The following is a 12,158-nucleotide window of genomic DNA, read 5'->3' as shown; positions in this document are numbered from 1 at the left end:
GTGTCGTTACTCCGCCGCCATCGACGAGCCGTTCAGCGCGTGCCAGACCTTCGCTGCGGTGAAGGGCATGTCGATGTGAGGGACGCCGCGCGTGGCCAGCGCGTCCGCCACGGCGTTCGAGACGGCGGCCAGTGCCGCGACCGTCCCCGCCTCGCCGCAGCCCTTCATGCCCATGGGGTTCGCGGTCGAAGGCACGGCCTCGGTCACGAAGTGGATCATCGGCATGTCGTCGGCGCGCGGCATCCCGTAGTCCATGAAGGTCGCGGTCAGAAGCTGGCCGGTTTCGTCATAGACGACATGCTCGGTCAAGGCCTGCCCCACGCCCTGGGCGACCCCGCCGTGCACCTGACCTTCGGCCAGCATGGGGTTGATGAGATTGCCGAAATCGTCGGTGACGGAGTACTTCACCAGTTTCACGAGGCCCGTATCGGGGTCGATCTCGACCTCGGCGATATGCGCCCCGTTCGGGAAGGACATCTGCGGCAGCGTGTTCTTTTCGCGCACGTCGAGGATGTCGGTCCGGCCGTCCTCGCGCGCCATCGCCGCGACCTCGATCATCGAGGGCGTGGCGTTCGAGCCGGCGATGCGGAATCGCTCGTCGTCGAAGGTGACCTCGGCGCCGTCGTTCTTGCCCGCCAGGTACTCGGCGAACTGCTTCGTCACGGTATCGACCGTCTTCAGCGTCGCCGCCGACTGCGTCGTGACCGAGCGCGACCCGCCCGTGCCGCCGCCCGACGGAATGAGGTCGGTGTCGCCCTGCACGACCCTGATCTTCTCGACCGGGATGCCGGTCTGGTCGGACAGGAAGGCGGCGTAGACTGTCTCGTGCCCCTGACCGTTCGACTGCGTGCCGACGAAGAGGCTGACGGTGCCGTCTTCCTCGAAGACGACGCGGGCGTGTTCGGACGGATCGCCGAGAATCGATTCGATGTAGTAGCAGAGGCCGAAGCCCCGCAGCTTGCCCTTCGCCTCGCTTTCCTTGCGCCGGGCCGGAAAACCGTCGGCGTCGCACTCGATCTTCGCGCGGTCCATCACCCGGGCGAAATCGCCCACGTCGTAGGTGTCGGCGATGGCGGTCTTGTAGGGAAACTTGGAGGGCGGGATGAAGTTGATCCGCCGCAACTCCCAGGGATCGACGCCCAGCTCGCGCGCGGCGTTGTCCATCGACCGTTCCAGCGCGAAGATCGCCTCGGGCCGCCCCGCGCCGCGATAGGCGTCGATCTGCGTGGTGTTGGTGAAGAACCCTTTCGAGTGCAGCGCGATGTCGCGCACGTCATAGGTGCCCATGGCGACCTTGGCGAAAAGCTCGGTCTGGATCTGCTGGGCGTAGCCCGAGTTGTGGGCACCGAGGTTGCAGAGCGTCTCGACCTTGTAGGCGAGGATGCGGTTGTCGTCGTCGAAGGCGAGCGTCGTGTCCGACAACAGGTCACGTCCGCCGTTGTCGGTCAGCATCGACTCCGTCCGCTCGGCGATCCAGCGCACGGGATGGTTCAGCGCCTTGGCGGCGGCGGCGATCACGAAGTACTCGGGATAATCCATGCCCTTCATGCCGAAGCCGCCGCCCACGTCGGGCGTGGTCACGCGGACGTTCTCGGCGTCGAGCCCGAAGCAACCCGCAAGCTCGGCCTTCAGCCCCCAGACGCCCTGCCCGCTGTAGCCGACGTGCAGCTTGGTGCCGTCCCACTCGGCATAGACGCCGCGCGGCTCCATCGAGTTGACGATGATCCGGTTGTCGAAGATCCGCGTTTTCACGACCTTCGGAGCCTTGGCGATGATGCCCTCGACGCGCTCCATGTCGCCCTTGCCCCAGTCGAAGGCGAGGTTCGACGGCGCTTCCGGATGCAGCGTCTCGCCGCCCTCGGCCATGTCGACCTTGGCGGGCAACTCGTCGATGTCGGCCATGACCGCTTCGGCGGCGTCCTGCGCCTCGCGCTTCGTCTCGGCCACGATCACTGCGATGGCGTCACCGACGAACAGGACCTTGTCGCGGGCCAGGATCGGCCGGGGAGGCAGCGCCCCCTTCGAACCGTCGAGGTTGCGCACGGGCTCGGTCGGCATGGTGTAGTCGATCCCCATCTCGGTGAGATCGGCGGCGGCATAGGCGGCTTTCACGCCCGGCATGTCGCGCACCTCGGAGAGATCGACGGGCGACAGTTTGCCATGCGCGACCTGGCTTCTCACGAAGACCGCGTGCCAGGCGTCCTTCGGCGCCACGTCGTCGATGTAGCGGCCCTGCCCGGTGATGAAGCGGCGGTCCTCGAGGCGGCGCACGGGCTGCGATTTGCCGAACTTGTCCATCTGGTCTCTCCCGGGATGTGTCGGTGCGAACCCTAGCCGCCCTGCCCCCGGTGTCCAGAGGCCGCTGCAGGGTTTCCCTTGCCCGCGCGGGCCGCTAAATGGGGCGCGGAACGCGAAGGACGAGACGGGACATGGAAAAGACTTTCGACGCCAGCGAGGCCGAGCCGCGGATCTATGCCGCCTGGGAAAAGGCGCAGGCCTTCAAGGCCGGGGCCAACGCCTCGTCGGACGAGACCTTCTCGATCATGATCCCGCCGCCGAACGTCACCGGCGTCCTCCACATGGGCCACGCCTTCAACAACACGCTGCAGGACATCCTGACGCGCTGGCACCGGATGCGCGGCCACGACACGCTCTGGCAGCCCGGGCAGGACCACGCCGGCATCGCGACCCAGATGGTCGTCGAGCGCGAATTGGCGAAAGCCGGGAACGTCGGCCGGCGCGAGATGGGGCGCGAGGCCTTCACCGCGAAGGTCTGGGAGTGGAAGAAGCAGTCCGGCGGCACGATCATCGAGCAGTTGAAGCGCCTCGGCGCCTCCTGCGACTGGTCGCGCAACGCCTTCACCATGTCGGGCGCCCCGAATGCGCCAGAGGGCGAGGAGGGCAACTTCCACGACGCCGTCATCAAGGTCTTCGTCGACATGTACGACAAGGGCCTGATCTATCGCGGCAAGCGGCTGGTGAACTGGGACCCGCATTTCGAGACGGCGATCTCCGACCTCGAGGTCGAGAACACCGAGGTCGACGGCCACATGTGGCACTTCAAGTACCCGCTCGCGGGCGGTGCCACCTATGAATACGTCGAGAAGGACGAGGACGGGAACGTCCTCTTCACCGAGACGCGCGATTACATCTCCATCGCCACCACGCGCCCCGAGACCATGCTGGGCGACGGCGCGGTCGCGGTCCATCCCTCCGACGCGCGCTATGCCCCCATCGTGGGCCAGCTCTGCGAGATCCCGGTCGGCCCGAAGGAACACCGCCGCCTGATCCCCATCATCACCGACGAATACCCCGACCCCACCTTCGGCTCGGGCGCGGTGAAGATCACCGGGGCGCACGACTTCAACGACTACCAGGTGGCCAAGCGCGGCGGCATCCCGATGTACCGCCTGATGGACACGAAGGGGGCCATGCGCGAGGACGGCGCTCCCTATGCCGAGGCAGCGGCGCTGGCGCTGTCGGTCGCCAAGGGCGAGCGCACGCTCTCCGAAGCCGAGGCCGACGCGATCAACCTGGTGCCGGACGACCTGCGCGGGTTGGACCGCTTCGAGGCACGGAAGCGAGTCGTCGAGCAGATCACCTCCGAGGGTCTGGCGGTGATGACCTCCGCGGACGACCCGCGGCTCGGGGCGCGGAAGTCTGTCCCGGCCGGAGAGCCTGCCCCGGCCGGAGAGCCGGGGCCCCGCGAGGTCCCGGATCAGGCCCGGGACATGGTGCCGCTCGTCGAGGCCAAGAAGATCATGGCCCCCTACGGCGACCGCTCGAAGGTCGTCATCGAGCCGATGCTGACGGACCAGTGGTTCGTCGACACCGCCAAGATTGTCGGCCCCGCGCTGGAGGCCGTCCGCGACGGCACGGTCGAGATCCTGCCCGAGCAACACAGACGGGTCTACTTCAACTGGCTCGAGAGCATCGAGCCCTGGTGCATCTCGCGCCAGCTCTGGTGGGGGCATCAGATCCCGGTTTGGTATTTCCCGGGCCGGAATTCAGACGGTTCCGCAGGCAATCCAGACGGCTCCTCAACCGATAAGCTGACCATTTGCGCCGCGAACTTCGATGAAGTTCAGCGCATTGCTAAGGAGCGCTTCGGAGCAGATCGCGTAGTCGAGATCCCTTCTGACTTCACACTCGCCGACAACAATCCAATCGACGCGTATTTGACCAATGCGCTGATGGAAGAGACGGTCGAAAGCCTACGGAAGGACGAAGAGGAAGCCGGCCGACGAGTTTCAGAGGCACTACTCCGCGATATTCAGGCCAACACTATGGTCGCCTACCGCGACCCCGACGTCCTCGACACCTGGTTCTCTTCCGGTCTCTGGCCCATCGGCACCCTCGGCTGGCCCGAGGACACGCCCGAACTGAAGAAATACTTCCCCACTTCCGTCCTCATCACCGGCTTCGACATCATCTTCTTCTGGGTCGCGCGGATGATGATGATGCAATACGCCGTCGTGGGCGAACGCCCCTTCGACACCGTCTACGTCCACGCGCTCGTCCGCGACGAGAAGGGCAAGAAGATGTCGAAGTCGCTCGGCAACGTCCTCGACCCCTTGGAGCTGATCGACGAATACGGCGCCGACGCGGTGCGCTTCACGGTGACCTCGATGGCCGCGATGGGCCGCGACCTGAAGCTTTCGCCGCAGCGCATCGCGGGCTATCGCAACTTCAGCACGAAGCTCTGGAACGCCGCGCGCTTCGCCGAGATGAACGGCGTCTTCGGCCATGCCCGCTGGCAACCGGGCACGCCGCTCACCGCCACCGCGAACAAGTGGATCGTGGGCGAGGTCGCCCGCGCGCGCATCGACCTCGACGCCGCCCTCGACGCCTTCCGGTTCAACGACGCGGCGAACGGGCTTTACGCCTTCGCCTACACCTTCTTCGACTGGTACGTCGAATTCGCCAAGCCTCTCCTCGACGGCGAGGCGGCGGACGAGACCCGCGCGGTCTATGGCTGGGCGCTCGACCAGCTTCTCCTGATGCTGCACCCCATCATGCCCTTCATCACCGAAGAGCTGTGGGAGCTGTCGGCGACCCGCGACAAGATGCTCGTCCACGGCGACTGGCCGACCTACGGCGAGGAACTGATCGACGCCGACGCGCTGTCCGAGATGCGGTGGGTGCGCGACGTGATCGAGAAGGTCCGCTCGGTGCGCGGCGAGATGAACGTGCCGAAGTCGGTCAAGGCCCCGCTCCTGAAGCTGTCGCTCGACGAGGCGGGCGAAGCGGCCTGGGCGCGGAACGAGGCGCTGATCCTGCGCGACCGCGAAGCCGGGATCGACAGTCTGACGGCGGCAGAGGCCGCTCCGAAGGGCGCCGCCACCATCGCCGTCGGCGGCGGCACCTTCGCGCTGCCTCTCGAAGGGCTGATCGACGTCGGTGCCGAGCGCGCGCGTCTTGGCAAGACGGTCGAGAAGCTGCGGAAGGAGCTTGGCGGTCTCGAAGGGCGTCTGAAGAACCCGAAGTTTCGCGAGAACGCCGCACCCGAGGTCATCGAGGAAACCGAGGCTCTCGCGTCGGAGAAGGGCGAGGAGCTGAACCGCCTCGACACCGCGCTGTCACGGCTCGCCGAGCTTTAGGGCTTCATCGGTCGGCAAATATCCCGGGGGTCGCCATCGGAGCGCCATCGGTCCGAGCGACGATGGCGACGGGGCAGAGCACCCACCTGCGCACTGTCTCAGCCCGGACCGACCGGTGTGCAGTTGACGTTCTGCGCCGTCAGCCGCTTGCAGGCCATCTCGGCCTTCGCTTCCGACAGGCCGACGAAGTTCGCCTCCCATCCCTTCGGGCTGCGGACGACCTTGCGGAGCGCCGAGTCGAGCGTCGACATCTCGACGAGGGCGGTCTGAAGCAGCACGCGCTCGGCCTCGTTGCGGGTGTTGAAGCGGCCGACGTTGATCGCCCAGTGCTGCCCGCCCGAGGTCGAGACGCGGGTGACGACGACGGGACCGTCGGCAAGGCTTGCGATGGCGCGCGAGGGCTCCTCCTCCGATCCCTCGGCCAGGCCGGGGCGCGGCGCGGGGCGCAGGAAGGCGCCGGCGAGGCTTGCGGCCTGAACTGCGACAGGCGCGGGCTGCGGAACCGGGATCGCGGCTTCCGCCACCGCCACCTCGGCCAGGACGTCGGATATGCCCGCCGCCAGGGCGACCAGGGTCTCGCCGCTCACGTCGTCGCCGGGCCGTCCCGCCGGACGTGGCGAGCGTGCGATGAGGCCCGACGCGACAAGGGCGGGCTCCGAGGCGGCCTCGCCCCGGCCCGCACCCGAAAGGTCCGGCCTGCGCGGCTTGACGACGGCGACCTGGCTCGGCGCGCGTTCGAAGCCCAGATCCAGAAGCTCCGCGATCTTGGCGGTGCGCCATGGCGTCGACCTTCCGCCGAAGACCGTCGCGATGATCCGCTCCTGCCCACGCTCGGCCGAGGCGACGAGGTTGTAGCCCGCCGCGCGGGTGTAGCCGGTCTTGATGCCGTCCGCGCCGCGATAGGCGTCGAGAAGGCGGCGGTTGGTGTTCGACACCGTCTTCGAGCCCGCGTTGGTCGAGCGGCGCGAGAACAGGTTGTAGTATTCGGGGAAGTCGTAGAACAGGTGCCGCCCGAGCGTCGTCATGTCCCGCGCGGTCGACAGGTGCCCGCTTTCGGTCAGCCCATGCGCGTTGCGGAAGGTCGACGAGGTCATGCCAAGCGCCTGTGCCGAGCGGGTCATGCGCCGCGCGAAGGCGGCTTCGCTGCCGGACACGGCCTCGCCCAGGGCGGTCGCGGCGTCGTTCGCAGATTTGACGGCGGCGGCCCGGATCAGGTCGCGGATGCGAATCTTCTGGCCCGCCTTCAGACCCAGGCGCGACGGCGGTTCGCCCGCCGCCTTGTTCGAGATCGTGACCTGCGTGTCGAGACTGAGTTCACCGCGCTCGATCGCGTCGAAGACGACGTAAAGCGTCATCATCTTGGTCAGCGATGCGGGATGAAGCCGGGTGTCGGCGTTGCGGGAATGGATGATTTCCCCCGATCGCGCGTCGATCACCATCGCCGCGTAGGGTGCGCCCTGCACCACACCGACCGAAAGGAAGAAAGAGAGGATACACGCCTGGAAGACGATGCGGATGCCCGACACCATACTGCCCCTTTTGCCTCAATATTAGCGTTCCGATCGTTTGGCGCCGGAACAATGCTCGTTTTTCCAAGCCTAACACGTGTCAAATCAACAGAAAATAACGAATTTCCCGTAAATTGACGTCGTTGGCGGGATGCTACCAGATGGCGTGTGGCGGGACGAATAGAGCGCTATATGTTGCGCTCGATATCCGCCACCAAATCAGGCAATTCTCCCAGGCCTTCGATCCGGCGGTAACGCGGCGACTCGACAGGCTCACGGGCGGCCTCCAGGGCCCAGGTCTCGCCGTGCGGAACCCAGACGCCCCAGCCGCCGACCTCGATCACCGGATTGACGTCGCTTTTCAGCGAATTGCCGACCATCAGCGCCTGATCCGACGCAATTCCGCGTCCCGTGAATATGCCTGCATAAACGCGGGGCGACTTGTCCGAGACGATCTCGACCCCGTCGAAAACGTCGCCCAGGCCCGATTGCGCAAGCTTGCGCTCCTGGTCCAGGAGATCGCCCTTGGTGACAAGAAGCAGGGTTCGGCCCTCGGCAAGCCTGTGCACCGTTTCCTCGACGCCGGGCAAAAGTTCGATGGGATGCGCCAGCATCTCGTGCCCCGCGCGCAGGATCTCGGCTATCACCTCGCCCGAGACGCGGTTCTGCGTCACCTCGAGCGCCGTTTCGATCATCGACAGGACGAATCCCTTGATGCCGAATCCGTACCGCCCGATGTTGCGCCGCTCGGCGTCCAGAAGACGCGCCTCGAGATGGTCGCGGTCGGCGTGTGACTTCAGGAGGTCGTGAAAGCGCTCCTGCGTCAGGCGAAAGAAGCGCTCGTTGTGCCAGAGCGTGTCGTCGGCATCGAAGCAGATGGCGGTCAGCATGGCCCGCGTGATGCCCCCGATCGGGGGCCGGGGCAAGATCGAGGCCCGCCTCCCTCTTTTCACTTGGGCCCGAACGCTTATATTGTGGCGCCTGTCCCCGCAACGATCGAAGGTGCCCGTGAGCCCCCGTTTGCTTCATAGACTGGCCAAAGGCGACGACACGACGCCCGGAAACGATTCCGGCGTCCTGACCGAGACCAAGCCGACGACTCAGCGGCCGCCGCTCTACAAGGTGATGCTGCTGAATGACGACTACACGCCGATGGAGTTCGTCGTGCATGTCCTCGAGCGGTTTTTCGGGATGAACCACGCGCAGGCCCTCGACCTGATGCTGACGGTCCACAAGAAGGGGCTGGCCGTCGTGGGCGTGTTCTCGTTCGAGGTGGCCGAGACCAAGGTGGCGCAGGTGATGGACTTCGCGCGCCGCCATCAGCACCCGCTGCAATGCACGATGGAGAAGGAGTGAGGCCCTTGCCTCGCTCTCGTCCATGCTGTCCGACCGCCTGACACTCGCGCTCGAAAGGGGCCTCGCCGCCCTGCCCGCGAGCGGCACCATCGCGGTCGTCGAGCCGCCTGCTGACGCCGACCTGTCGGCCCTGCCCCGCGACCGTGTCGAGGTGATCGCCCGCCAGTTTCCCGCACACCGGCGCTTCGCGGCGGAGGGATTCGCGATGCGCGAGACGCCGGGCGGGCCCTATGCCCTCGCCTTCCTCTCCCTTCCCCGCGCGAAGGACGCGGCGCGCGATCTCATCGCGCGAACGGCGGCGGCGACGGATGGCCCGGTGCTGGTCGACGGCCAGAAGACCGACGGGATCGATTCGATGCTGAAGGACCTGCGGGCGCGGGCCGAGGTGAGCGAGGCGATCTCGAAGGCGCACGGCAAGATCTTCGCGCTCTCGGGCGGCACCTTCGACGATTGGCTCGAGACCCCCGCCCGGGTCGCGGGCGGCTTCGCCACCCGGCCCGGCGTCTTCTCGGCCGACGGACCGGACCCTGCGTCCGAAGCGCTGGCTGCCGCCCTGCCCGACCTCAAGGGCGCGGTCGTCGACCTCGGCGCGGGATGGGGCTTCCTGTCGCGGGCGATCCTGACCCGCAAGGGCGTCACCCGGCTCGACCTCGTCGAGGCGGACCACGCCGCCCTCGACGCGGCGCGCGAGAACGTGACCGATCCCCGCGCCCACTTCCACTGGGCCGATGCGCGCGACTGGCGGCCCGAGACCCCGGCCGATCACGTCGTCACCAATCCGCCCTTTCATGCCTCGCGCCGGGCCGATCCCGAACTGGGCCGTGACTTCATCCGCGCTGCCGCCCAGATGCTGAAACCTCACGGCACGCTCTGGCTTGTGGCGAACCGCCATCTGCCCTACGAAAAGACGCTGGACGAGGCCTTCCGCGAGGTCCGTGCCCTGGACCCCTCCGGTCCGTTCAAGCTTTATGCCGCAAGCCGGCCGCGCGCCCCCCGGAAAGGATAGCCTCCATGTCGTTCTCCATCGCGGGCAAGACCGCCGTCGTCACCGGCGCGGCCAACGGGGTCGGCCTCGCCATCGCGCGCCACTTCGTCGAGAAGGGCGCGCGCGTCATGTTTGCGGACATGGACGAGGAGAGGCTTCAGGCCGAACTCGGCTCCGGCACCGACGAAGAGGACAGCGTCGCCTGGTTTGCCGGCGACCTGCGCCAGAAACTGACGCTGGCCAATCTTCTGTCGGCGACGCTCGACCGCTTCGACCGTGTCGACATCCTGGTGAACGGCTCGCGCAAGCTTCTGGTCGGCGATCCGCTGGATTCCGACGAAGACGGCTTCGAGGCGACGCTCCAGCAGAACCTCCTGCCCACGCTTCGCGTCACGCAGACCTTCGCGCGCCGGATGATCCGCCAGGCCGAGGAGGACGACGACGACGCGCCCGCGGGCTCGATCATCAACCTGTCGTCCATCGCCGCGCGCCGGACCCAGCCCGGGCTGATGGCCTTTTCGGTGACCTCGGCGGCGATCGACCAACTCACCCGGTCGATGGCCGTGTCGCTTGCCCCGCACCGCATCCGGGTCAATGGCATCGCCCTCGGCTCAGTGATGACCACGGGGCTTCAGTCTTCGCTCAAGTCTCAGGACGACCTCAGGGGCCGGATCCTCGCGGCGACGCCGCTGAACCGGATCGCCAGCGCCTCGGAAGTGGCCGAGGTCGCGCATTTCCTCGCCTCCGAGGCCTCGGGCTTCATGACCGGCCGCGTCCTGACCGTGGACGGCGGACGCACCCTCGTCGACGCCGCCGACGCCCCCGCGCACTGACGTCCGGTACTACTGCGAGGCCAGCGCTGCCGAGATCGGGGCAAGCGTGACGTTCCGGTTGCCGATGGCCCATTCCACCACCGCGACCAGCGTGTCGGGCCGCGTCGTGCCGACGAGGATCACCGCGTCGTCCTGGCGCGCCCGGAAGGCGGCCCGGTCAAGGGTGCGGCGGATCTGCTCGCCCGTTTCGCCGTCGCCGTCGATGTTGCGGAACACGAGCCCGGTCTTTATCCCGGCCCGTCCCGCGATCTGGTGGGCGGCGTTCAGCCCGCGCGGAAAGGTGACGAGGCCGTGGCCGGTGTCCGAGATCGCATCGACGATCTGTTGCACGGCGGCGCGGTCGGATTGGAAGCTCGCGCCTGAAACGTCCATCAGCGCGACCGCCTCGGGGACAAGGTCGAGGTTCGCGCGCAAGGCCTGCTCGACGTCCTGGGGCTGCGCGTTCTCGGGCAGCGACGGGATCAGCACGACTTCGCGGCCCGCCGCACGATAGCGGCGCGCGGCCTCGGCGGCGTCGGGCGTGGCGGCGTCGATGGCGAAGGACACGAACGGCGGAAGCTGGGCCAGTTGCGCCTCGGTCAGGATCGGCCCGTCCTGCACGAGAACGACCGAGACGAGCGCGGCGTTCTCGGGGTTCTCGAACGGCACGGCGAAGGCTTCCAGAGCCGGTCCCTGGGGCGCATCGCTCTCGGCCATCTCAGCGTCTTCGGTCACCTCGGCGGCAACTTCGGCGCCGGGGGTCGGAGCGACGACCGTGCCGCCGATCTGCGGCAACCGGCTGGTGGAGGCGCCCTGGTCCGTGTCGGTGAGCGTATCCACCGGCGAGAAGAACGAGGAGTCGCTTCCGTCGACGGTGACGGTGGCGGCGCCGTTGCCGCTGCCGGGCGCCGTCTCGACGATCACGGGCTGAGGTGCAGGCTGGGGTTCGGGCGCAGGCTCCGCCGCAGGCGCGGGCACAGGCTCCGCCGCGGGCTCCTGCTCCGGTTGAGGCTCGGGTTCCGGTTCAGGTTCCGGGGCGGGCTCTGGGGCCGCCGCGACGATATCTGCCTCCGGCTGCTCGACCGCCTCGACCGCGGGCGACGGCAGGCTGGGGCCGTCCTCGACCTCCGCCATGCCGGGAAGCGACGGCTCGCCGCCCACTTCGGGCGCTGCCTGCTCCGCCGGCTCGGTTCCTGCTGTCGAGACCTGCGGCGCGGGATCGGCGGCCGGGCTCGTCGGTGTTTCGGCCTGCGCAGTCGGCAAGGCCGCTATCTCGGTCTCGACGACGGGAGGCGTCGACGAAGCCGCCTCGACCGCGTCGGAGTCGGCGCTCTCGCCTGGCGCATCGGCTTCGACGGGCGCGGCGGTCTGCGTATCGGGCGCATCGACCGGCGTCTCGGGGACCGTCAACGACGGGTTTCCGCTGTCGGGCGCGACGTCGGTCGACGGTGTTTCAGCCGTGGCCTCCGATGCCTCGGGCGCGTCGCCCAGAGCCTCGGGCGCGTCGATCGCGGGTGTGGGCACGTCGAGAGACGCGGTATCGAGCGAGGGCGCGGTCTCGGACGGCGTCTCGGGGACGGTCACGCTGCCCGTGATCTCGGCGGCGGGCCGCGTCTCGGGCGCGGGCACGACCGGATCGGTCTCGGGCCGCGCCTGGTCGAATTCGCTGCCGCCCGGCACCTGAACCTCGGCCGCCTCGGGCCGGGGGAAAGACAACTGCTGTCGCTCCATCGTCTGGCTCGACACCAGAAGCAGGCCAAGCCCGACGATTCCGCCCCAGAAAATCCCTGCAAGAAAGCCGCGTCCCACCGGTCTTTCCTCCGATCTGCTCTAATGCCCGCGGGCGCCTTGACGTAAGGTGGCGCCTCTGGTCGAAGTATACCCGCGCTTTCGGGCG

At 67.8% G+C, this 12,158-nt stretch carries 8 protein-coding genes; 4 read left to right on the top strand and 4 right to left on the bottom strand.

Features of this window, described 5'->3' with window-relative positions:
* Positions 1–6 precede the first annotated feature (6 nt).
* Positions 7–2,298: a xanthine dehydrogenase family protein molybdopterin-binding subunit gene (locus tag EF888_RS09130; RefSeq protein WP_109758702.1), complete on the bottom strand. Its 2,292-nt coding sequence runs from the start codon at positions 2,296–2,298 to the stop codon at positions 7–9.
* Between the two features lie 131 nt (positions 2,299–2,429).
* Between EF888_RS09130 and EF888_RS09125 the strand changes: the two genes are divergently transcribed.
* On the top strand, positions 2,430–5,600 hold the full coding sequence (locus EF888_RS09125; protein WP_109758701.1) for a valine--tRNA ligase: 3,171 nt from the start codon (positions 2,430–2,432) through the stop codon (positions 5,598–5,600).
* A gap of 98 nt (positions 5,601–5,698) precedes the next feature.
* Here the strand turns inward: EF888_RS09125 and EF888_RS09120 are convergent, their stop codons facing one another.
* Positions 5,699–7,129, bottom strand: a complete 1,431-nt coding sequence (locus EF888_RS09120) for a D-alanyl-D-alanine carboxypeptidase family protein (RefSeq protein WP_109758700.1) — start codon at positions 7,127–7,129, stop codon at positions 5,699–5,701.
* 167 nt (positions 7,130–7,296) lie between these two features.
* On the bottom strand, positions 7,297–7,998 hold the full coding sequence (locus EF888_RS09115; RefSeq protein ID WP_109758699.1) for an HAD family hydrolase: 702 nt from the start codon (positions 7,996–7,998) through the stop codon (positions 7,297–7,299).
* Positions 7,999–8,128: 130 nt separating this feature from the next.
* Here EF888_RS09115 and clpS point away from each other — a divergent pair, with 130 nt between their 5' ends.
* Genes clpS through EF888_RS09100 form a run of 3 tightly spaced genes read left to right on the top strand, consistent with a single transcriptional unit; the run spans position 8,129 to position 10,282 of the window.
* Positions 8,129–8,464, top strand: coding sequence for an ATP-dependent Clp protease adapter ClpS (gene clpS / locus EF888_RS09110; RefSeq protein WP_420902668.1), 336 nt, complete (start codon positions 8,129–8,131; stop codon positions 8,462–8,464).
* A 22-nt stretch (positions 8,465–8,486) separates the two neighbouring features.
* Positions 8,487–9,470 carry a class I SAM-dependent methyltransferase gene (locus tag EF888_RS09105; protein WP_109758698.1) on the top strand — a complete coding sequence of 328 codons (984 nt, stop codon included), beginning with the start codon at positions 8,487–8,489 and terminating at the stop codon, positions 9,468–9,470.
* Between the two features lie 5 nt (positions 9,471–9,475).
* Positions 9,476–10,282, top strand: a complete 807-nt coding sequence (locus tag EF888_RS09100) for an SDR family NAD(P)-dependent oxidoreductase (protein ID WP_109758697.1) — start codon at positions 9,476–9,478, stop codon at positions 10,280–10,282.
* 9 nt (positions 10,283–10,291) lie between these two features.
* Here the strand turns inward: EF888_RS09100 and EF888_RS09095 are convergent, their stop codons facing one another.
* Positions 10,292–12,070, bottom strand: coding sequence for a divergent polysaccharide deacetylase family protein (locus EF888_RS09095; protein WP_109758696.1), 1,779 nt, complete (start codon positions 12,068–12,070; stop codon positions 10,292–10,294).
* Between the last annotated feature and the right edge of the window lie 88 nt (positions 12,071–12,158).

Source organism: Silicimonas algicola (assembly GCF_003970735.1).
Classification (GTDB): Bacteria; Pseudomonadota; Alphaproteobacteria; order Rhodobacterales; family Rhodobacteraceae; genus Silicimonas; species Silicimonas algicola.
The sequence above is the reverse complement of the archived record's forward strand: the minus strand, read 5'-3'. Positions and strand labels throughout refer to the sequence as shown.

Excerpts from the sequence above, each read along its gene's own strand:
- EF888_RS09130 (WP_109758702.1), bottom strand. The coding sequence starts at position 2,298 with ATGGACAAGTTCGGCAAATCGCAGCCCGTGCGCCGCCTCGAGGACCGC.
- EF888_RS09125 (WP_109758701.1), top strand. The coding sequence starts at position 2,430 with ATGGAAAAGACTTTCGACGCCAGCGAGGCCGAGCCGCGGATCTATGCC.
- EF888_RS09120 (WP_109758700.1), bottom strand. The coding sequence starts at position 7,129 with ATGGTGTCGGGCATCCGCATCGTCTTCCAGGCGTGTATCCTCTCTTTC.
- EF888_RS09115 (WP_109758699.1), bottom strand. The coding sequence starts at position 7,998 with ATGCTGACCGCCATCTGCTTCGATGCCGACGACACGCTCTGGCACAAC.
- EF888_RS09105 (WP_109758698.1), top strand. The coding sequence starts at position 8,487 with ATGCTGTCCGACCGCCTGACACTCGCGCTCGAAAGGGGCCTCGCCGCC.
- EF888_RS09100 (WP_109758697.1), top strand. The coding sequence starts at position 9,476 with ATGTCGTTCTCCATCGCGGGCAAGACCGCCGTCGTCACCGGCGCGGCC.